22 protein-coding genes and 1 pseudogene are annotated in these 20,787 nt (G+C 69.5%); 8 read left to right on the plus strand and 15 right to left on the minus strand.

Features of this window, described 5'->3' with window-relative positions; all coding sequences use genetic code 11:
* From BN13_RS11495 to BN13_RS11505, 3 genes are all read right to left on the minus strand, one after another.
* Positions 1–2,860, minus strand: a 2,860-nt coding sequence (locus BN13_RS11495) for an AAA family ATPase (protein ID WP_053079779.1), incomplete at its 3' end; no start/stop codon positions are given.
* A gap of 78 nt (positions 2,861–2,938) precedes the next feature.
* On the minus strand, positions 2,939–3,262 hold the full coding sequence (locus tag BN13_RS11500) for a chorismate mutase (protein ID WP_235434025.1): 324 nt from the start codon (positions 3,260–3,262) through the stop codon (positions 2,939–2,941).
* A gap of 131 nt (positions 3,263–3,393) precedes the next feature.
* The gene (locus tag BN13_RS11505; protein ID WP_048546969.1) at positions 3,394–3,687 is read right to left on the minus strand and encodes an acylphosphatase; all 294 of its coding nucleotides are present in this window, start codon (positions 3,685–3,687) and stop codon (positions 3,394–3,396) included.
* Positions 3,688–3,815: 128 nt separating this feature from the next.
* Between BN13_RS11505 and BN13_RS11510 the strand changes: the two genes are divergently transcribed.
* Together BN13_RS11510 and BN13_RS11515 are read left to right on the plus strand one after the other, a co-directional pair.
* Positions 3,816–5,726, plus strand: coding sequence for an acyltransferase family protein (locus BN13_RS11510; RefSeq protein WP_084733715.1), 1,911 nt, complete (start codon positions 3,816–3,818; stop codon positions 5,724–5,726).
* Positions 5,727–6,066: 340 nt separating this feature from the next.
* Positions 6,067–6,786, plus strand: coding sequence for a response regulator transcription factor (locus BN13_RS11515; RefSeq protein ID WP_084733716.1), 720 nt, complete (start codon positions 6,067–6,069; stop codon positions 6,784–6,786).
* Positions 6,787–6,838: 52 nt separating this feature from the next.
* Here the strand turns inward: BN13_RS11515 and BN13_RS19320 are convergent, their stop codons facing one another.
* From BN13_RS19320 to BN13_RS11550, 8 genes are all read right to left on the minus strand, one after another.
* Positions 6,839–6,985: a hypothetical protein gene (locus tag BN13_RS19320; protein ID WP_157038562.1), complete on the minus strand. Its 147-nt coding sequence runs from the start codon at positions 6,983–6,985 to the stop codon at positions 6,839–6,841.
* Positions 6,986–7,335: 350 nt separating this feature from the next.
* Positions 7,336–8,187, minus strand: a complete 852-nt coding sequence (mutM, locus tag BN13_RS11520) for a bifunctional DNA-formamidopyrimidine glycosylase/DNA-(apurinic or apyrimidinic site) lyase (RefSeq protein WP_048546973.1) — start codon at positions 8,185–8,187, stop codon at positions 7,336–7,338.
* Between the two features lie 2 nt (positions 8,188–8,189).
* Positions 8,190–8,912, minus strand: coding sequence for a ribonuclease III (gene rnc, locus BN13_RS11525; RefSeq protein ID WP_048546975.1), 723 nt, complete (start codon positions 8,910–8,912; stop codon positions 8,190–8,192).
* 13 nt (positions 8,913–8,925) lie between these two features.
* On the minus strand, positions 8,926–9,120 hold the full coding sequence (gene rpmF / locus BN13_RS11530; protein WP_048546976.1) for a 50S ribosomal protein L32: 195 nt from the start codon (positions 9,118–9,120) through the stop codon (positions 8,926–8,928).
* Position 9,121: 1 nt separating this feature from the next.
* Positions 9,122–9,709: a YceD family protein gene (locus BN13_RS11535; RefSeq protein ID WP_048546978.1), complete on the minus strand. Its 588-nt coding sequence runs from the start codon at positions 9,707–9,709 to the stop codon at positions 9,122–9,124.
* Positions 9,710–9,772: 63 nt separating this feature from the next.
* Positions 9,773–10,279, minus strand: coding sequence for a pantetheine-phosphate adenylyltransferase (coaD, locus tag BN13_RS11540; RefSeq protein ID WP_048546980.1), 507 nt, complete (start codon positions 10,277–10,279; stop codon positions 9,773–9,775).
* A 149-nt stretch (positions 10,280–10,428) separates the two neighbouring features.
* Positions 10,429–10,995: a 16S rRNA (guanine(966)-N(2))-methyltransferase RsmD gene (gene rsmD / locus BN13_RS11545; protein ID WP_048546982.1), complete on the minus strand. Its 567-nt coding sequence runs from the start codon at positions 10,993–10,995 to the stop codon at positions 10,429–10,431.
* 3 nt (positions 10,996–10,998) lie between these two features.
* Complete coding sequence (locus BN13_RS11550; RefSeq protein WP_048546984.1) at positions 10,999–13,179, minus strand: ATP-dependent DNA helicase RecG; 2,181 nt, start codon at positions 13,177–13,179, stop codon at positions 10,999–11,001.
* 184 nt (positions 13,180–13,363) lie between these two features.
* Here BN13_RS11550 and rpmB point away from each other — a divergent pair, with 184 nt between their 5' ends.
* A complete protein-coding gene (gene rpmB, locus BN13_RS11555) occupies positions 13,364–13,558 on the plus strand; it encodes a 50S ribosomal protein L28 (RefSeq protein ID WP_048546985.1) in 195 nt (64 codons plus the stop codon).
* Between the two features lie 77 nt (positions 13,559–13,635).
* On the opposite strand, the gene thiL is transcribed toward rpmB, so the two are convergent.
* Positions 13,636–14,637, minus strand: a complete 1,002-nt coding sequence (gene thiL, locus BN13_RS11560; RefSeq protein WP_048546988.1) for a thiamine-phosphate kinase — start codon at positions 14,635–14,637, stop codon at positions 13,636–13,638.
* 102 nt (positions 14,638–14,739) lie between these two features.
* On the opposite strand from thiL, the gene BN13_RS11565 reads away from it, so the two are divergent.
* The gene (locus BN13_RS11565; protein WP_048546990.1) at positions 14,740–14,973 is read left to right on the plus strand and encodes an Lrp/AsnC family transcriptional regulator; all 234 of its coding nucleotides are present in this window, start codon (positions 14,740–14,742) and stop codon (positions 14,971–14,973) included.
* A gap of 134 nt (positions 14,974–15,107) precedes the next feature.
* Complete coding sequence (locus BN13_RS11570) at positions 15,108–15,398, plus strand: DUF3515 family protein (RefSeq protein WP_407667859.1); 291 nt, start codon at positions 15,108–15,110, stop codon at positions 15,396–15,398.
* A 98-nt stretch (positions 15,399–15,496) separates the two neighbouring features.
* On the opposite strand, the gene BN13_RS11575 is transcribed toward BN13_RS11570, so the two are convergent.
* Positions 15,497–16,627, minus strand: coding sequence for a D-alanine--D-alanine ligase family protein (locus BN13_RS11575; protein WP_048546994.1), 1,131 nt, complete (start codon positions 16,625–16,627; stop codon positions 15,497–15,499).
* Between the two features lie 55 nt (positions 16,628–16,682).
* Here BN13_RS11575 and BN13_RS11580 point away from each other — a divergent pair, with 55 nt between their 5' ends.
* Positions 16,683–17,777 carry a trans-sulfuration enzyme family protein gene (locus BN13_RS11580; protein ID WP_048546996.1) on the plus strand — a complete coding sequence of 365 codons (1,095 nt, stop codon included), beginning with the start codon at positions 16,683–16,685 and terminating at the stop codon, positions 17,775–17,777.
* Positions 17,778–17,852: 75 nt separating this feature from the next.
* Here the strand turns inward: BN13_RS11580 and BN13_RS11585 are convergent, their stop codons facing one another.
* Positions 17,853–18,617: a lysophospholipid acyltransferase family protein gene (locus tag BN13_RS11585; RefSeq protein WP_048546998.1), complete on the minus strand. Its 765-nt coding sequence runs from the start codon at positions 18,615–18,617 to the stop codon at positions 17,853–17,855.
* A 78-nt stretch (positions 18,618–18,695) separates the two neighbouring features.
* Between BN13_RS11585 and cofC the strand changes: the two genes are divergently transcribed.
* Positions 18,696–19,367, plus strand: coding sequence for a 2-phospho-L-lactate guanylyltransferase (gene cofC, locus BN13_RS11590; RefSeq protein ID WP_048547000.1), 672 nt, complete (start codon positions 18,696–18,698; stop codon positions 19,365–19,367).
* A 9-nt stretch (positions 19,368–19,376) separates the two neighbouring features.
* Entirely contained in the window at positions 19,377–19,589 is a 213-nt protein-coding gene (locus BN13_RS11595) for a cold-shock protein (RefSeq protein ID WP_048547002.1), read from the plus strand.
* A gap of 28 nt (positions 19,590–19,617) precedes the next feature.
* On the opposite strand, the pseudogene BN13_RS11600 reads toward BN13_RS11595, so the two are convergent.
* Positions 19,618–20,578: pseudogene (locus BN13_RS11600) on the minus strand (hypothetical protein).
* Positions 20,579–20,787 lie beyond the last annotated feature (209 nt).

A 20,787-nucleotide genomic window follows, 5' to 3' on the forward strand; every position in this document is an offset into this window, starting at 1 on the left:
CCCCCGCCGGTGCCAGGGTGGGCACCAGCTGGTGGGGACCGAAATCCTCGACCAGAACCTCGGGCTCGATGCCGAGTTCGTCGATAGCTTTGGTGCGCAGTTGATCGATGCGCGCCTGCGCCGCCGCCTTGGCGATCTCGTCCCGGTGGAGGTCGTCGGTCAAGCCGGAAAGCTCGTCGCGCAAGGTGCCGGTCCGAGCGCGCAACTCCGCGAGCGCCCGGTCGCGCTGCTCTCGCTCCGCGTCGGCGGCGGCCACGATCATCGCCGACCGCTCGCAGGCCGGTGTCAAGGTCGCCAAGCCGGTCACGGCGGCCGCGTGCACCGTCTCGGCGACGGCGGCCTCGCGCCGGCGCCGCTCCTGACGGGTCCGGAGACGATCGCGGGCGGCTTGCTCGTTGCGGGCCGCGCCTTCGAGCGACGCCGCGCGGCCTTGGACGGCCCGGGCGCGTTCCTCCTTGGTACGCACATGCAGTCGGGCTTCGGTCTCGGCCGCCCTCGCCGCGGCAGCGGCCGCATCCAAGCGTTCCCGGTCATCCGGCGCTTGCCCGCCATCCTCGACGACGTCCTCCTGGGCCGCCGTGAGACGTTCGGTGAGATCGGCGAGTTCGGCCCTGGCCGCGGTGAGTCCGCTGCGAGCCTGCTCCGCGGAGGCTTCGTTGCGGGCAATTTCGGCATTCGCCGAGCGAATGACCCCGCCGAGGGCTCCGAGTTGCTCGGCGAGCCCGGCCATACGGGCGTCGGACTCGTGTAGCCGCTCCAAGTGGCCGTCCACTTCCGCGGCACTCGCCTCCAACTCCGCGCGAGCTTTGGCGAGGGCGAACCGGGTGCGCTCGGCGGCCCCGGTTCGATCGGCGAGTTCCGCCTCGGCGGACGCCACGGCCGCTTCCAGTTCGATCAGGCTGGGGGCGTCGGCACTGCCGCCACGCGCGAATCCGGGCCCGATCACGTCGCCCTCGGGCGTCACCGCGGTGAGGCCGAACTCGTCGGCCGCGCGCAGCGCCGCGGGCAAGTCCGCGACGAGGGCGACGTCGGCGAGGAGGTGGTCCAGGGCGGAGCTCAACTCCTGCGGGACGGTCACGACCGATCGCGCCCACCTCGCCGTCTCCGGCTTCGGCACCTCGCGCCCGGACCGACCGGCAGCCCGACCGGAAACAATCCCAACGCGCCCACCGTCGTTCTCCCGCAGGAAGGCGAGCGCCTCCGCCGCGGCGTTGGCATCGGTCGTGGCGATCGCCTCGGCGGCCCACCCCAGCGCCGCCGCGATCGCCACCTCATCCCCGGGGGCGGTCCGCAGCACCTGCGCCAGGCTCCCGGTCACCCCGCTCAAGGGGGCCCCGTCCGCCAGCAGGACGTCGGCGCCGTCGCGGCGGCGCAGGCTGAGCCGCAGGGCGTCGAGTCGCGCCGTCAGGGCGAGTCGTTCCCGCTCCAGCCCTCGCTCCGTCTCGACGAGCTCGTCGACGACGCGACAGTTCGCGTCGTGCCGCGCCGCTGCTGCTTCGTATGCCGCGTCCAGCCCCTCCTCGCCGTCCTCGTCCTGGGCGATGCTCCCCTCAAGCGCCTTGAACTCGACCTCGGCCTGACTCGCGCGGTGACGCGCCGCCGCGATGGCCTCCCCCAACCGGCCGATCTCGGCCTCGGTGGCCTCGATCCGGGACGTGCGCGAGGCGACCTGACCCGTGAGCCGGGCCAGACCCTCGCGCCGGTCCGCCTCCGCCCGGGCGAGCCGAGCGACGCGCTGCTGCTCGGCATACGCCTGCTGTTCGGCGGTTTCGCGCGCGGCGACGGCGAGCGCGAGGGCTTCGGTGGCGGCGACGGCCTCGGCGGTCAGTGCGGTTTCGTGCTCCCGGGCGGCGGCCGCTTGGCGGAGCAGTTCCTCCGGGTCGCGCCCGCTGACCGTCTCATCGGCGTCGTCCGTGCGCAGCAGGCGAAGTCGTTCGGCCGCCAATCCCGAGGTGGCCTCGATGCGATCACGCACACCGCGAAGGGCGATCCAGCGGTTGCGGGCGGCGGTGAGCAGTGGCGCGGCTGCGGCGGCCTCCTCTTCCGCGGCGGCGAGCCGTCCGCGAGCGTCGGCGAGCGCCTCGTCGAGTTCGGTACGCCGCGCGAGCAGCGCCGCCTCATCCGCACTCTCCTGCTCCATCGCCGAGAGAAGTTGCACGAGATCGTCGGCCAGCAGGCGCAGTCGGGCGTCCCGGGCGTCGGCTTGAATGACAGCGGCCTTGCGCGCCGCCTCCGCCTGACGACCGAGGGGGCCGAGTTGGCGGCGAATCTCTCCGGTCAGATCGGCGACTCGGGTGAGATTGCCTTCCATCGACTCGAGTTTGCGCAGGGCACGTTCCTTGCGCCGCCGATGTTTCAGGACCCCGGCCGCTTCCTCAATGAACCCGCGGCGCTCCTCCGGAGTCGCCCGCAGCACCGTGTCGAGTTGGCCTTGGCCGACGATGACGTGCATCTCCCGGCCGAGGCCGGAGTCGGACAGCAACTCCTGAACGTCGAGGAGTCGGGCCGAGGTGCCGTTGATGGCGTATTCCGACCCGCCGGTGCGGAACATCGTCCGCGAAATCGTGACCTCGGTGTAGTCGATCGGCAACGCCCCGTCGGTGTTATCGATCGTCATCGCGACCTCGGCGCGACCGAGCGGGGCCCGCCCGGCCGTCCCGGCGAAGATGACGTCCTCCATCTTCCCGCCGCGCAGACTCTTGGCGCCCTGCTCCCCCATCACCCAGGCGAGGGCGTCGACGACATTGGACTTGCCGGAGCCATTCGGGCCGACGATGCAGGTCACGCCGGGTTCGAGCCGGAGGGTCGTCGCGGAGGCAAACGACTTGAACCCCTTGAGGGTCAGGGTTTTGACGTACACACGGGTCCTTGGGCCTCGGCTGGCGGATCAGCGCCTCACTGTAGCCCCGTGCCCCGCTCGCACCGGGCTAACTCCGGGCTAACTCGCGTCCGGCGAGCCGTGGGAGGCGCTGATCGCCTCGTGGTGACGGATGACCTCGGCGATGATGAACGCCAGAAACTTCTCGGCAAAGAGCGGGTCCAGCCCGGCATCGTCGGCGAGCGCTCGGAGGCGGGCGATCTGGCGGTCTTCGCGCGCGGGGTCCGCGGGCGGCATACCGGCATCTGCTTTGAGCCGACCCACTGCTTGGGTCGCCTTGAATCGCTCCGCGAGGAGGTGTACGAGGGCGGCATCGATGTTGTCGATCGTCGCCCTTAGGCGGGCCAGGTCGGGCCTGGTCGCGGGGTCATCGGCGGCGGTCACGGCAGCGATCGTATGGTGCGCGGGGTCGGTGGGCGGGTCCAGGTCGCCCCTCGGACAGGGTGCGGGGAATGTGGTCAAGAGTGCCGCGGATCAGCCGGGCTCACGGGGGCGCCAACCAGGCTCGGGAGGGATCAGCGTTCGACGAAGGTGTCCCGGTCGGGGCGGGCGGGGACCCAGTTCGGGGCCGAGACAAATCGGACCCGACCCGGTCGGCGGGTGGAGGACGGCTGCTCGCCCAGGAGGTACAGCAACCGCTCACAGTCGGCGGGCTCGCCCTGGGCGTCGATCTCGACCCGGCCGTCGTCGGTGTTGCGCGCATGGCCGGTGAGCCCGAGTTCCAGCGCCCGCGCGCGGGTCCACCAGCGGAAGCCGACGCCCTGAACACGGCCCGCGACAACGACCACCATCCGGGATGGAGCGGTCATCGGGGTCCTTGGGGGTGTCGGTCCCGCGTGGCTTCCACGGGCTGTCGGTGGCTCACTTTACGGTGGCTACGAGCGATGGGCACCATATCGGGCCCCTGGGACCGAGTTGAGGAAATGAGGCTGACCCCATGACCGCTGTTGCCGATCCGGCACGCCGGGCAGACGGTGGCCCCCGCCTCCAGGCTGGACCGCCAACTCCTCCGGCGAGGGCGGGGTTGCCTCGGCATCTGCCCGGCCTCGATGGTCTGCGCGCCCTTGCGATCGTCGCCGTCATCGTCTTCCACCTCAACCCGGCGTGGCTGCCCGGTGGCTACCTCGGGGTCGACGTGTTCTTCGTCGTCTCGGGCTTCCTGATCACAACGTTGCTGGTGCGCGAGCGCCGGGACAACGGCCGGGTCGACCTAGCGGGGTTCTGGACGCGGCGCGCGCGGCGGTTGTTGCCGGCGCTGCTGGTGTGTGTGCCGGTCAGTGTGCTTTTGGCCCGCATCGTCGAGAGTGACCTGCTCGTCGGCATCGGGCGTCAGGTGCTGGGGGCCTTGACGTTCTCGACCAACTGGGTCGAGATACTGGCCGGCTCTGACTACTTCCACTCGACCACGCCGCAGTTGTTCATGAACCTATGGTCGCTCGCGGTCGAGGAGCAGTTCTACCTCGTATGGCCGCTCGCCACCCTCGCCCTGCTGGCGCTCGTTCGCTCGTCGCGGGTTCGGGCCAGCATCGCTGTCGGGGCCGGGCTGGCGTCGGCGGTGGCGATGGCGGTCCTCTACGACCCTTCGGGTGGGGCGACGCGGGTTTACTACGGCACCGACACCCACCTGATGGGCTTGATGTTCGGCGCCGGCCTGGCGTTCGCGCTCGCGGGTCCGGACGCGCGGTTCTTCACGTCGACCACCTGGGCGCGTTATGCGCCTCCGGTGACCGCGGTCGCTCTCGTCACGTTGGCTTCCCTGTTGTGGTTTGCGCAGGAGACCTCCGCCTGGACCTTCCGTGGCGGGCTGACGTTGGCCTGCCTGGCGACCACGGTGCTGGTGGCCGTGTCGGTGACCACGTCCGGCACCCTCCAGCGCGTTTTGGAGTTGCCGCCGCTGCGTTGGGTGGGCCAACGGTCATACGGCATCTATCTCTGGCACTGGCCCGTCATCCTGATCGTCAACCAGGACATCCGCACCGCTCCGGGGGGCTCCGGTTTCGTCAGCTCCCGCCTCTGGTGCGTCCTGGTGACGTTGGCCATCGCCGACCTGTCCTACCGGTTTATCGAGACCCCGGTCCGACGGCTGGGGTTCCGGGGAGCGGCCCGACGGGCTGTGCGGCTGCCGTCATTGGGGCGCTATTCCGCCCGCCAGTGGCTCGCCGGCGCGACCGCCCTGGCGGTGCTGATTGTCGGCACCGTCGTGCTCACCGCTCCTGACGAGACCTCGACCCAGCGGCAGATCGACGCCAACGCCGCCGCCGCCCGTCCGACGACGGACCGGTCCCTGAGCGTCGCCCCGACGGCCACCAACGCGGCCGCCTGGTCGATGCCGACGGGCGATGAGATCGATCTGTATGGCGATTCCATGGCCGTGGGCTCCGTCCCCGCGCTGCAGTACTACTTCCCCGGCATCCGCATCGACGCCCGGTCCAATCGGCAGTGGAGCGCCGCCCTCGCCGCGGTGAAGGCGTCCGGCACCAATATCCGCCGCGCCGTCGTGCTGGCCTTCGGCACCAATGCCGGCGTGGACGAGCCCGAGTTACGCGAGACGCTCAAGCTGCTGGGGCCGGACCGGATGATCGTCCTGGTCAACCTGCATCTCAACATGTCGCGCACTGCCGGCGACAACGCGCTGCTCCAACGCGTCGCCAGCCAGAACCCCAACGTGATCGTCGCCGACTGGAACTCCGCCGTCACCGCCGATCCATCCCAGCTGCAGCCCGACGGCATTCACCCGAGCATGACCGGCCAGCACCTGTTCGCCAAGACGATCCGCGCCGCCCTGGCCACCCTGTCGGAGAAGCACACCGGTCAGAAGGTCACGCTCAAGGACCTCCCGATCCCCTGACCCGCCGGCCAAACGCGCCGCCCCCTCCGCAGCGGAGCCGCCCCGCCTGGGACGCAATAACCTGGCCGTCCCTCCGTCCGACCCCCGCCCCGGACGCAATAACCTGGCCACCCCCCTCCGCGGACGCAATAGCCTCGCGCGGACGCAATAGCTTTTGCGTCCGCCGCGGGTTATTGCGGCCGCTCATCGCCTTCCGGATGCCTATACACAACGAGTATTTGCCCGCTTCCCCCCTTGGGGTGAGAGACCTCGAGGCGATCTTGCGGAATGCCCAGTAACCGCATACTCACAGGTCAACAAGCCCAAGCGCCCGGGGGTTACCGCGTGTACGCTCGTACGAATGGGACTACCACCACGACCCCCCATCACCGTGGCCATCATCAACGACTACGAACTCGTCGTCCGCGGCCTGGCGGAGATGCTCGCGGACTACCCCGGCCGCGTCGACCTCGTCGAATTTGATGTGCGCGCTGACGTTGCAAAGCCCGTCGACGTCGCGCTGTATGACACCTTCGCTCCCGCTCGCCGTGAAGAAGCGGCACTATCGGACGTCATCGCCAGCCCGGCCGTCGGCAAGGTCATCGTCTACTCCTGGGGCGGGCAGCCGGACCGTGTCGACAACGCCTTCGCCCTCGGCGCGGATGGCTTCGTGTCCAAGGCGACCAGCGCTCTCGAAATGGTGGAAGCCATCGAGCGCGTGCATGGTGGCGAACAGGTACGCCGCGACCACCCCGTCGCCCCCGCCAGTGCCGATGTTGACGACCCCAACGGTCGCATCCGACAAGAACCCAGCCCGGTCGAGCCCCCGTCGCGCAAGCGCAGCTGGCCGGGGCAAGCCGAGGGCCTCACCGAACGCGAGGCCGAGATCATCGCCCTGATCACGCGGGGCCTGTCCAATAAGGACATTGCCGCCCGGTGCTTCCTCTCGATCAACTCGGTGAAGTCCTACATCCGCTCGGCCTATCGCCGGATGGGGGTTACCTCGCGAAGCCAAGCCGTGCTGTGGGGAGTTCGCCACGGTATGGCGATGGAACCCCCGAGCCGGACCACCTGCGCCTGAGGACATCGCCCGCAGCGCATGCCTGCGTTGCGCCAAACTTCGTGCTGAGCTACTAGAACTCGAGGAGCAGGCCCAGAGTCTCACGGACCTCACCGAGGAGCACCGGGCCGATGTTGCCGGCCTCGTCCCAGGCCTTGAAGAATCGCCTGTTGACGTCGGTGACGGCCGAGATCCTCTTGCGCTGATAGCTGGTCGACACCACCGAAGGTCTGTCCAGCCAGATGCTTGATCTCCGCCTCGTTCGACGCGAACTCCAGGCCGAGGAACCGGACCAGGCCCCGTCCGCATGGACGACGTTGAACAACGCCTTCAACGTCGTCGACTTGCCGCCCCGCTGCGGCCACCGAACCCCAACAACGTCCCAACCGCGAGTTCGAAGCTGACGCGGTCGAGCAGAAACGACGGGAAGCGCTTCGTCAGACCGGCCGACGACAACAGGACTGGACTCTCCGCGAGCATGCGTTCTCGCTCTCCTGGGCGGGACGCTTCAGGCTCGCGAGGCCCGGTCACCACGATAACTCCCCCTTGCCAATTGCCATTCAGGCGTCGCTAGGAACTTGTCCGTGGCTTCGGTTGGCACCTCGGGCAGAAGTGCGACGAACGGTTCATGAACGACTCGCGCACGATTGGCGTCCCACATCTTGGGCAAGGGATTCCCTGCTGTCCGTAGGCCGCGAGTCGCCGGTCGAAGTACCCCGACTGACCGTTGACGTTCACATAGAGCGCGTCGAAGCTGGTCCCGCCCTCCTCGAGCGCGGCGTTCATCACGTCGGCGGCGTGGCCAAGAAGGCGGACAATCGCCGGTTTCGTATGCCGATCACCCGGCTTCTCCGGGTGGATCTGCGCCCGCCACAGCGACTCGTCAGCATAGATATTGCCGATCCCGGACACGATCGTCTGGTTGAGCAGCAGCCGCTTGACACCGCTGCTGGAGGTGACCATCCGGGCGGCCGCGGCGCGTGCGTCGAACTTCGGGTCAAAGGGGTCGCGCCCGATGTGGCGGACCGGCTCCGGAATGCCGTCCCAGTCGAGGGTCGCCAGGGCCAGCCCACCGAAGGTGCGCTGGTCGACAAAGCGGATCTCGCGGCCGTCGCTGAGGCGAAAGCGCGCGTGGAGGTGACGCTGATCCGGCTGGTCGGGATCGCTCACCAACATCTGACCGCTCATCCCCAGATGGACGATGAGTCCTTCGCCGCCGTCCAACGCCAGCCAGAGATACTTCCCACGACGCTGCGCCGACTCGATCAGTCGGCCGCGCAGACGGGCGGTCAGGTCCTCAGGACCCGCCTCATGTCGGCGCGCAACCCGCAAGCCACGGAACTCAGCAACCTCGATGACCCGGCCGGCGGCATGCGTCGCCAGACCCCGGCGAACGACCTCGACTTCGGGGAGTTCCGGCATGGTCAGTCGCCGACGGCGACCGCGGGGATGGGGCGCTCTTGCAGCTCCCGCCACGCGGCCGCGGCGGCGCCCTGCTCGGCATCCTTCTTGGTTCGGCCCGTGGCAGTCCCAAATACCTGGCCGTCGATCACGACCTCCGCCGTGAAGAGCTTTTCGTGCTCCGGGCCTTCGTCAGCGACGCGATAACCCACCGAGCCCAACTCCCGCGCCGCGCAGGCCTCCTGAAGCGAGGTCTTCCAATCCAGCGCGGCGCCCATTTCGGCCGACGACGCCAACAACGGATCGAGGAGGTGGTGCACGAGTCCGGCCGCCGCGGGCATACCGGCCGAGAGGAAGACGGCACCGATGATGGCCTCGGTGGTGTCCGCCAAGATGGACGACTTGTCTCGTCCACCGGTCGTCTGCTCGCCGCGCCCGAGACGCACATAGTCGCCGAGGCCGATCGTGCGACCAACGTCGGCGAGCGCACGCATGTTGACCACGGCGGCGCGCAGCTTGGCGAGGTGACCCTCGCTCTTGTCGGGGTGGGCCCGATAGAGGGTGTCGGTCACAACCAGACCGAGCACGGAGTCACCGAGGAACTCCAGCCGCTCGTTGTGCGGGACGCCCCCGTTCTCGTACGCAAACGACCGATGGGTCAGCGCAATCTCGACGAGTCCGGGGTCGACAACGTGCGCCGTGACCTCCGTGAGGTACGCGCACAACTCCTGCGCCGGTCGTTCCATGACCGACTCCGGACTAGCCCTGGTGCTCGGTCCGCTCGGCCACGGCATACGTCCGGCCGTTGTAGGCGCCGCAGCTCGGGCACGCGATGTGCGGCTGGGCAATCGCCTTGCAGGAGGGGCAGGTGGTCAGCGCGACGGGCGCTGCCTTCCAGTTGGCCCGGCGGGAACGGGTGTTGGATCGCGAGGTCTTCCGCTTCGGAACGGCCACGTCAGGTCCCTTTCGTCGGTGGGTCGTCGACCTCGGTCGAGGACGCCAGTTGTGCGAGAGCCGACCATCTCGGGTCGAGCGATTCGTGTGTGTGGTCGGGATCGTCCGCCAAGGGCTGGCCACATTCCTGGCACAGCCCCGGACAGTCCTCCCGGCACACGGGTTGAAAAGGCAGCGCGGGAACGATGGCGTCGACCAAGACCGGTTCGAGATCGATCAAGTCATCGACGACGACACATTCCTGCGAGTCCTCATCGGTTGCCCCCACCTCGCGGTTGTGGACGGCGCGATCAGCATGGACGAACAGTTCCTGGAACGGAGCGTTCACCTCAAGGGTGAGCGGCTCCAGGCACCGCACGCACAAGCCGGCCGCGATCGCCCGCGCCGATCCGGTCACGAGCACCCCTTCCATGACCGATTCGAGGCGCAACTCCACCTCGACCGGACTGCCGGCCGCCACCTGGATAACGTCGGTGCCGACGGCTTCGGGGAACTCGACCGAGCGGGAAATGGTACGCATCGACCCCGGACGGCGGCTCAGCTCCGTGGTGTCGACCACCAGGGGCGAGCGGGGGTCGAGACGCGTCATGGCTCCAGCTCAGTGATTCGGATCGATCGGGCCCACGAGTTCGGGACAGACCAATGCAAGAGTTTACGGTGCGGCAGGCCCGGCGCCCAAATTGCTGCGGAACTGGGCGACGAGGGCGTCGCGGACCGCGTCCGGAACCATCCCGCTCACGTCCCCACCGAACCGCGCAACCTCCTTGACCAGGCTGCTGGAAATGTGCGCGCGGGCCGGATCCCCCACGAGGAAGAGCGTCTCGATGCCGGTCAGGGCGCGATTCATCGAGGCCATCGGCACCTCATACTCGAAGTCCGTCTCGCTCCGCAGCCCCTTGAGCAGGCAGGTCGCCCCCACCTCGCGGGCCACGTCGACGATCAGCCGGTTGGCGAAGGCTTCGACCCGCACCCCCGGCAAGTGGCGGCACGCATCCTCGATGAAGCGCAGCCGCTCGGCGACCGGGAACGTGCCCTGCTTGGCCGGGTTGTGCAGGACCGCGACGAGCACGGTGTCGAACATCCCCGCCGCCCGCTCGATGACGTCCAGGTGCCCCGCCGTCACGGGGTCGAAGGAGCCGGGGCACAGAGCGAGGGACACACCCGCAACCTAGCAACCCGCGCACCCCACGGACTTGAGCACGTCTTACGAACTTGAGCACGCCTTGCAAGGCGTGCTCAAGTGCGTAAGGCGTGCTTAAGTCCGTGAGGGGGCGCGCGGTGGCGCCGCCCTCGGTCCGTCAAAAACCGCTAACCCAGAACCTCATTGACGTATGCCGCCCACGCGAGCCACACGGTCGTCTCGCCGTAGCGGCGGCCAACCTCGACCTCGACCCCTGCGGGCCAGGTGGGCTCGGGCGAGCGGCTGGAGCGCTCCACGACCAGGAGCGCCCCGGGCTCGGCCACGCCGGCGAGACTCGCCAGATCGGCCGCCAGCACCGGCTCGGTCATCGGATAGGGCGGGTCAGCCAGAATCAGGCCGAACCGTCGGGTCTCGCGCCCCGCGAAGTCCGCCACCGTCGCCGCCACCACGTCCACCGGCAGCCCCAACGACTTCGCATTGCGCTCGATCAGGCGGGCCGTCGGGCGGTGCGACTCGACGCACACCACGCTCGCCGCCCCCCGGCTGGCGGCCTCCAGCCCGAGGGCGCCCGACCCGGCATACGCATCGAGAACCGCCACCCCGTCGAGCACGTCGCGGCTCTCCAGCACGCTGAAGATCGCTTCCCGGACCCGGTCGGACGTCGGGCGCGTTTCGCGCCCTGAGGGGACCTCCAGCCGCCGACCCCCCGCCGTGCCACCAATGATGCGCGTCATGAGTCACCCCTTGTCCAAGAACTCGGCCTGCTCGGGAGCCACCCACTGATCGGCCGCCAGCCGGATCTCGGGGTGATCCGCCAACTCCGGGTCGCGCGCCACGACCTCGCGCGCGTCGGCGCGGGCCTGCGTGATCAACTCCTCGTCCCGAATGAGCGACAGGAACCGTAGCCGACCACGCCCGCCGCTTTGCCGCGCCCCGAGGATGTCGCCCTCGCGGCGCTGCTGCAGGTCCAACCGCGCCAACGCGAACCCATCGTCAGTCTCAGCGACCGCATTCAAGCGCTCCCGCGTCGGCCCGGCCGCGACGGACGTCATCAGCAAACACAGCCCAGGGTCTTCGCCACGCCCGACCCGCCCCCGTAGCTGATGCAACTGCGACACCCCGAATCGATCCGCGTCGCGGATCACCATGACGGTGGCGCGCGGCACGTCGACGCCGACCTCGATCACCGTGGTCGAGATGAGCACGTCGATCGCCCCGGCCGCGAAGTCGGCCATGATCCGATCCTTCTCCTCGGCGGTCAACCGCCCGTGCAGGACCGCCAGCCGCAGGCCGGCGAGCTCCGGCTTGGCCTGCAACTCCGCGAGGGTCTCGATCACGCCGATCGGCGGCCGCAGCGAGACGCCGTCATCGAACGGCAGCCACGGCTCCCCTCCGTCCGCAGCCCCCCGCGACTCCTCCTCGACAGTCCCCTCCTCGACCTCCCCGATCCGGGGGCAGACGACGTATGCCGCGTGCCCCCGCCCGCATTCCTGCGCCACGCGCGTCCAGGTCCGCTCGACCCACGTCGGGAGTGCCTCGTCCACGACATACGACTGAATCGGCGAGCGACCGGCCGGTTTCTCGGTCAGCGTCGAGACGTCCAACTCCCCGAAGGTCGTCATCGCGATCGTGCGCGGGATCGGGGTCGCCGTCATGACCAGGACGTGCGGCACGGTCTTGGCCTTGGCTCGCAGGGCATCGCGCTGCTCGACTCCGAAGCGGTGCTGCTCGTCGATCACCACGAGCGCCAGGTCCGCGAAGATCACCTTGTCCTGCAGCAGGGCGTGGGTGCCGATGACGATCCCGGACTCCCCCGACGCGATGTCGAGCAGGGCTTGGCGTCGCTGAGGCTGAGTTAGCGAGCCCGTCAGCAGGGTGACTTTGGTCCCGTCGGGGTGGCCGCCGAGCATGCCGCCCAACGCCAGATCCCCCAGCATTGCGCGGATGGTGCGGGCGTGTTGGGCCGCCAGGACTTCAGTGGGGGCGAGCAACACCGCCTGCGCGCCCGCGTCCACCGCCGTCAGCATCGCGCGCAGCGCCACGACGGTCTTGCCGGAGCCGACATCGCCTTGTAGGAGGCGATACATCGGGTGCTCCCGCGCCAGATCGGCCTCGATCTCGGCGGCCACCGACACCTGGCCGGGGGTGAGCGCAAACGGAAGCCGCTCGTCGAAGGCCGCCAACGCCGCCCCATCCGTCACGACGCGGGCCGTGGCGATCTCGGCCTCCCGCGCCGCCCGCAGGCGCCCCAGGACCACCTGCAGGAGGAACGCCTCCTCATACCGCAGCCGAGTGCGGGCGACTTCCAGATGCCGTTTGCTGTCGGCCCGGTGAAGCGCGATCACGGCCTTGGCGCGCTCCAGCAGGTCGCGCCGCCGCCGGATATCGGCGGGGATCGGATCGGGCAACGGATCGAGTTGGTCAATGACGACCTTGACCGCCCGCACGAGGTTCCAATTGTGGAGTTTCGGAACGGCCGGATACAGCGGAAACAGGCCCGGCAAAGCCGAATCATCGAGGTCACTGATCAGCGTGTAGCCCGGATGCGCAAGCTGCCGCCGCTCCCGAAAGTGGCTCACCTGACCCCCGGCGATGACCTTGGCCCCAGGACGCAACTTGTCCTCGTGACCGCGCGCATTGAAGAACGTCATCTCGATCTCACTGCGCCCGTCGGTCAAAATCGCCGAGAGCATCGACCCTCGGCGATTGCGCATCGGCCGGGTCGAGGCCGACTTCACCTCCCCCACGACGACCACGAACTCCCCATCCGCGGGCGTGCCGAGGTCGCTGTCATAACTGACCCACCGCGTCGGATAGAAGTCCAGCAGGTCGCCCACAGTCTGTATGCCGCGCGCCTGCTCCAACGGGCGCGCCGTGGACGCGATCAGGGTCGACAATTTCGTCTGCAGACCGGCCATGACCGCCTCCTTTCCCGCGCGCCGAATCTCACCCGGGCAGGCTACCCATGAGGGGTGACAGCCTGCCGTTTTGGAAGCCGACCTGACGTCGGCTAATCTTGTGGGGTTGCCTTGCGCCGCTCGTGACCCATCACGCCGGGCGCCGGGCGCTTGACGATTACCACACTTCCGAGGAGATCCACCCATGGCTGCCACCTGCGACGTTTGCGGCAAGGGCCCGGGCTTCGGTCACTCCATCTCGCACTCGCACCGCCGCACCAAGCGCCGCTGGAACCCCAACATCCAGCGGGTGCGTGCGATGGTCGGCGATGCTGGCAAGACCCCGAAGCGCGTCAATGTCTGCACCTCCTGCCTGAAGGCGGGCAAGGTCGTCCGCTGAGGTCGGCCTGACCGAATGCCTCCGGGGCCACGCCCCGGGGGCATTTTGCTGCCCTTGCAAGCCGTCGCAACCGGTGGTCACGCACCGGGCCGGTCGGCAAAATGATCCCATCCGCCGGCAGGCACCGCGCGCCCGTCGAGCAGCAGCCCCTCACCGGCGACCACCTCACCGATAACCCGCCACCACGGCGGCACTTCCACGGTGGCCGGGAAGCACGCGAGCAGGCTGTGCTCCTCGCCGCCGGTCAGCACGCACGCCCGCGCCTCCTCCCGCGACAGATAGCGTTCGGCCCAGTTGAGGTCGGGCGCCAACGCCGCCGAGTCGATGCTCACGGCGACGCCGCTCGCGCGCCCGATCCGCCCGGCGTCGCGCAGTAGCCCATCCGAGATGTCGATCATGGCGCTCGCCCCTGCCCGCGCCGCGATCGGGCCCTGGCTGAGCGGGCTGGAGGGTCGGCGATGGTGCGCGAGCGCCTCACGCGGCACCGCCGCCACATCGCCGACTCCGCGCGATCCGGCCGTAGCGGCCAGCAGGAGCGACAACCCGACCGCCGATCGCCCCAACGACCCAGCAACGGCGACCCGGTCCCCGGTCCGCGCCCCAGAGCGCAGCACCGGCGACACACCATCGAGGACGCCAAGAGCCGTCACCCCGATCGACGCGAACCCGGGCGGCGCTCCCGAGAGATCACCACCGGCGGCGGACACGCCATACCGCCGGCATTCCTGGCCGAGTTGCGCGGCGAGCCGCAGGACCCACTCGACCTCCGTCGTGGGCTCCATCGTCAACGTCAGCAGCAGCGAGCGCGGGCGCGCGCCCATGGCCGCGATATCCGCGAGGTTCTGGGTGACCACTTTGACCGCGAGGTCTTCGGGTTCCGACCAGTCTTCGCGCCAATCCACCCCTCGCACAACGACATCCGTCGTCGCCACGACCGGCCCAGCCAGGTCGAGCACGGCCGCATCGTCGCCGGGGCCGACACGCTCTGCGGGACCGGTATCCATCAGCGGAAGCAGCCGGTCAAGCAGCTGCGACTCGGTCAGATCCGAGACGATCCGGGGCTGGGGCGACGCGGGCATAGCAGGCAAGGTAGCGTTCAGACAGGTGCCCGGGGCCGTGCCCGGGCCGATCAACCCGACCCGGCCGAGCGCCGGCGCACCGGCGAAAGGACGGCCAATCCCATGGTTCAGGCCTACATCCTCATTCAGACCGAGGTCGGCAAGTCCGCGAGCGTGACCGAGGCGATCTCGGGCATCTCGGGGGTCACTGCGGCCGAAGACGTCACGGGCCCCTACGACTGCATCGCCCGGATCGAGGCCGAGTCGGTTGACGACCTCGGCAAGCTCGTCATCGCGCGCATCCAGGAAGTCCCCGGCATCACTCGGACCCTCACCTGCACCGTCGTCCACGTCTGATCCGCTCCGCGCTCGCGGCGGCGACGCTCGTCCTGCTGGCCGCCTGCGGAGGGCCCATCGAGGTCACGGCGGCCCCCAATGCCGCCGACCCCGCCTGCGCGCTGGCCTGGCCGGAGAAGGTCGCCAGCCAACCGATGGCCGTCATCTCCCCCACATCGCCGGCCGCCGCGGCCTGGGGTGATCCGGCGATCATCGCGCGCTGCGGCTTCGCCGCCCTCAGCCCCACCACGCTCGACTGCATCCAGGTCGACGGCATCGACTGGGTCGTCGAACCCCTCGACGACGGTGTCGCCTTCACCACGTATGGCCGTGACCCGGCCCTTGAGGTCCTCATCCCGAAGGCCTATGCCCCCGAGCCCATGGTGCTCCCCGACTTCGATCAGGTCGCCGAGGCGCTCCCCCGCACCGGCCACGCCTGCACCTGACTCACGCCTGCGCGCAGCTCACAACCACGCCCAGCTCACACCCGCGCCCGAACCCGTCCGCCCTCATCCGGCCGCCCATCCCGGCAATGGCGACAGCCTTAGCGCAGCCCGACCGGTCGCGCCAGCGCCAGCGCGATCAATTCGTCGATGAGGTCGGGATAGCTCACCCCGCTCGCCTGCCACATCTGCGGATACATCGACTGCGGTGTAAACCCCGGCATGGTGTTGATCTCGTTGATCAGCACGTCCCCGTCAACCGTATAGAAGCAGTCCACCCGGGCTAGCCCCTCGCAGCCGAGCGCCGCGAAGGCGGCCGCGGCATACGCACGAACCCGGTCGCTGATCTCCGCCGGTACCTGCGCCGGGCAACTCAACTCCACCGCCGAGCCATCGAGATACTTCGCCTCGAAGTCATAGAACGCGTGCCCGTGACCGGCCCGGACCACGATCTCGCCCACCTGCGAGGTCCGGTTCGGCTCGCCGTCCCGGCCCTGCAACACGGCACACTCGATCTCGCGTCCGACGATCGCGGCCTCGACCAACACCTTCAGATCGTGCGCGCGAGCCGTCTCGATCGCCGCAGCCAGTCCCTCCGGCCCGTCGACTTTCGTGATCCCCATCGAGCTCCCGGCCCGCGCTGGCTTCACGAACACCGGCCAGCCCAGCCCGGCCACGTCGGCCTCGACCGCGGCCCGGTCATGGCGCCACCGGGTGTCGGGCACCACGACATACGGACCCACCGGGAGTCCCGCACTCGCGAACATCACCTTCATGACGTGCTTGTCCATCCCCGCCGCGGAGGCGAGCACGCCCGACCCGACATAGCGGATGTCGGCGAGTTCGAGGAGCCCCTGGACGGTGCCGTCCTCGCCATACGGACCATGCAGGAGGGGGAAGACGACGTCGACCTCGCCGAGCTGGTTGGGGACGCTCGTCGCGCTCATCGAGCGCAGCACGCGGTCACGCGTGGAGGTGGGCACGATGACCCCGGGAGCATCGTCGGGGACGCTCGGCCGATGCGTCGCCGTGAGTTCGAGCGGAGTCGGATCGTCCGCGACGACGACCCAGCGCCCGTCGGGGGCGATCCCGATCGGGATGATGTCGTATGCCGCGCGGTCGATCGCGCGCATCACCCCGGCCGCCGTGGCACACGAGACGGCGTGCTCGGAGGACCGCCCGCCGAAGAGCAGGGCGACACGGACCTTGGCTGGCTGCTGGTCTGGACTCATCGGGCTCAACGCTATCCCGCAGAGCGCCGCGGGGCGGGCAGCCTAAGGTGAACGCATGTCGCCCGACGACCTCTCGACTCTGCAACCCGCCACCCTCGTCGTCTCCGGCGGTCGCCCCGACCCGACGCCGGGAGCGCCCGTTGCCCCGCCCATCGTCCTCACCTCGACGTATGCCGCGGGCGGCGACCTCATCTACGCCCGCGGCGGGAACCCCTCCTGGGAGCCGTTCGAGGAGATTCTCGGGGCGTTGGAGGGGGGTTCGGCGCTGCTCTTCTCCTCGGGTATGGCCGCGATCCACGCGGCCCTGCGCCTCGTCCCCGTCGGGAGCACCATCGTGGCGCCGGCCGGTCCCTACAACGGCGTGCATCAAGTCCTCACGCTCGCCCACGAGCGCGGCGAGTTCGTGGTGCGCTGGGTGGACAGCAGTGACACCGAGGCGACGATTGCCGCGCTCGACGGCGCCGACCTGCTGTGGATCGAGTCCCCGATCAATCCCCTGCTGACCTTGACGGATATTGCCGCCGTGACCGCCGCCGCCCACGAGCGGGGGGCGATCGTGGTGTGCGACAACACTTTTGCCACGCCGCTGAACCAGCGGCCCCTGACCGATGGGGTCGATGTCGTCGTCCATTCGGTCACGAAGTACCTCTCGGGCCACTCCGACCTCATCCTCGGCGCCTGCGTCACCGCCGCCACCGAGCGGGGCGTCGCCGCCCACGCGTCCCTCGCCGAGACTCGCCACCTCGAAGGCGCCATCCCCGGCGCCGTCGAAGCCTGGCTTGCCGCGCGCGGCGTCCGCACCCTCTCAGTTCGTATGGAGCGCGCCACCCGCAATGCGGCGATCCTCGCCGCCCGCCTGGCTCGCCATCCGCAGGTCGCTCAGATCCGCTATCCCGGATTCGGGGCGATGCTCGCCATCGAGGTCGCCGGCGACGCGGATGCGGCGCAACGCGCCTGCGCCGCGACCCGGCTCGTGAGCCATTCGACGTCGCTCGGCGGCGTCGAGTCGCAGTGGGAGCGGCGACGTCGCCACCCCAACGAGCCGGAAACCACTCCCCCGAACCTGATCCGGATGTCGGTGGGCATCGAGGACATCGAGGACCTCTGGGCTGACGTCAGCGCGGCCCTGGACCAGGCCGCCGACGCCTGACTCGCCCGCCTGACACCGACGCCTGACTCCCGCGCCAGACTTCGACGCCTGACTCCCGCGCGTGAGTCCCGTCGGTCAGCGCCGCCGACGCCATCGACGCGGCGGCTTCCCGAACGCCGGCGCACCCTCCTTGCGCGCGTCATACGCCTCAGCCGGGGCGTCCTCCCCGCGGACCTCGGCCAACTGCCGGGTGATGGCCGCCATGATCCGGTCGGTCGCCTCCCGGGCTGCGTCGGCGTCGGCACGGCCATACAGATCATCCAGGAACACGGGCGACCCGACCACGATCCGCATTGTCTTGCGCGGAAACAGGCGCAGTCGACTCGAATACGGCGCGAGTAGTTGCTCGGGGCCGTACATCGCGATCGGAATGACCGGACACCGAGTCTCCAACGCAACGCGCGCCGCACCGGTCTTGCCCTTCATGGGCCAGACGCCGGGATCGCGGGTGAGCGTTCCCTCCGGATACATGGCCACCGCCTTCCCGTCCCGGACGGCCTGGACAGCGGCTCGATAGGCATCGACCGCCCGCTCGGTCCCGCGATAGACGGGGATCTGGTCCGCGGCGGTGATGATCCGCCCGATCACCGGCGTCTCGAAGAGGCCGGACTTGCCGAGGAAGAACACCGGGCGGCCACTGTCATACATCAGGTGCGCGAGCGCCAGGAAGTCCGTATAGGACACATGATTCGGGCACACGACAAAGCCACCGGTGCGCGGAAGGTTTTCCACGCCGGACCAGTGTCGCTTCGTCACGGCCATGAGCACCGGGCGCAGGACCTTCACGACGCCTCGGTAGGCGCGCGGAGGCTCGGTGATGGTGGGTTCGTCGCTCGTCATGGGTCCTTCGGCATTCGTTTCGACACAGATCCTGGTGGAGTATGCACGCACCCGGCCCGCCATGGCACGATCCTGCCCATGACCGCACCGCAGAGCCTGATTCCGTGGTGGGTCATCGTGCCCGTCAAGGGCGCCCCGGCCGGCAAGTCCCGCCTCGATGTTGCCCACGCCGACAGGGCCGCGCTCACCCGCGCCATCGCCTTGGACACTCTCGACGCTGTGGCCCAGGCGATCCCGCCGGACCGCATCGTGCTCGTGTGCAGTGACCCGGTGATTGTGAAGTATGGCGAGAACGCCGGCCTTCTGTGCGTCCCCGACCCCGTCACCGGGCTGAACGCCGCCGTCCGGCACGCGGACGGCGCGATTGGGGCGCGCGAGCGGACAATGCCGCATGAGCGGGATCAGCCGCCGGCCGCTGTCGCTGCTCTCCTAGGCGACTTGCCCGCCTTGCGCGGGGAGGACTTGACCGAGGCGCTGACGCTGGCCGCGTCATACGACCGCGCCTTCGTGCCGGACCGGGAGGGGACGGGCACGGTCCTGCTCACGGACCGCACCGGGACCCTGCATCCGCGCTTCGGGGAAGGATCGGCCGAGCGGCACGAGAAGTCCGGCTATCTGCGCCTCGATCTGGAGCTGCCGCATCTGCGCACCGATGTCGACGTCGCCGAGGATCTCGCCGCCGCCCTCCAGCTGGGGTGCGGGGCCAATCTCGCGACGCTGCTCGCCGATCACACGATTCCCCGCCGCTAGGGTCGGCCCATGCAGGCAACGGTCCACCGCTTCGACGCCGACGACGCCTCCGGTGAGTTGATTCGCGACGACGGCCGCGTGGTTCCCTTCGAGCGAACCGCCTTGGTGGGCAGCGGGCTTCGGCACCTGCGGGTGGGTCAGCGCGTGTCGCTGGAGCTGGCCGGGGAGTCGGTCACGCGCATCTGGATCGTCGGCATCGGCGACGGTCAGGCCATCGGCTGAGAACGGCCATACATCGGCTGAGCGTGGCTTAGACGAGGCTGTAGTCCACCCCGAGCGCGTCGAGCTTCTCCGAGAACCGCTCGTAGCCGCGATAGATCAGTTCGCACCCGGTCACGGTCGAGGAGCCGTCCGCGGCCAGCGCCGCGATGAGATAGCTGAACCCGCCCCGCAGGTCCGGCACCTCGATCTCCGCGGGCGTCAGCGGCGTCGGTCCGGAGACAACGGCCGAGTGGTGGTAGTTGGCCTGCTGGAAGCGGCAGGGCAGTCCGCCGAGGCACTCCGGATACGTCTGGATCCGAGCACCCATGTCGCGCAGCGCCTCGGTGAACCCCATCCGGTTCTCATAGACCGTCTCGTGGACGATCGAGATGCCGCCCGTCTGGGTCAGGGCGACCACCAGCGGCTGCTGCCAGTCCGTCATGAACCCGGGATGGACGTCGGTCTCCAGGACGATGGAGGCGATGGACCTGCTCGGTGGCACCGACGGACGGATAGGGCAACGCAAGTTTCGTCCCGTGCAGACCCTCGGGCGCGGTCAGGCGCAGCCCCTCGGGCCGCTTCTCGACGTGGGCCCCGAACTCGCGCAACACATCGAGGTGATAGTTGATCGGGCGTTCGCCGATCCGGCAACCGCCGAGGTCGGGGATGAGGGCCTCTCCCAGGCGGTGCAATAGCGGCCCGCAGAGCAGGACCGGGACCCGCGACGAACCGGCGTGGGCGTCGATATCGGCGACGTGGGCTTGCTCCACGTTGGTGGGATCGAAGGTCAGCTCGCCGTCGCGATCGGTGGAGTCGGTCCGGACACCGTGCAACTCCAACAGTCCGGAGACGGCCTGCACATCCGATATCTCGGGTATGCCGCGCAGCCGGCACGGTTCCTCGGCCAGGATCGTGGCGACCATCGCCTTGGAAACGAGGTTCTTGGCCCCGCGCACCTCGACGTCACCCACCAGCGGCTTGCCGCCGCGCACGATGAGGGTCGACGTCATTACCTCAGCCTCGCAGATCGGCAGCGGGCGGCAAGCGGAGGGGCGGTGCCGATCGGCACCGCCCCTCTGAATTGTCCGATGTCGGACCGGTCAGGACTTCGCCTTCGTGGACTTGGTCGCCTTGGCCGCAGCCTTGGTGGCCTTGGCGGGCGCCGCCTTTGCGGTCTTCGCGGCGGCCTTGCGCGCCGGAGCCGCGGGCGCGGCGGGGG

The sequence above is a fragment of the Nostocoides jenkinsii Ben 74 genome, from assembly GCF_001046875.1.
In the GTDB taxonomy this organism is placed as follows: Bacteria; Actinomycetota; Actinomycetes; order Actinomycetales; family Dermatophilaceae; genus Nostocoides_A; species Nostocoides_A jenkinsii.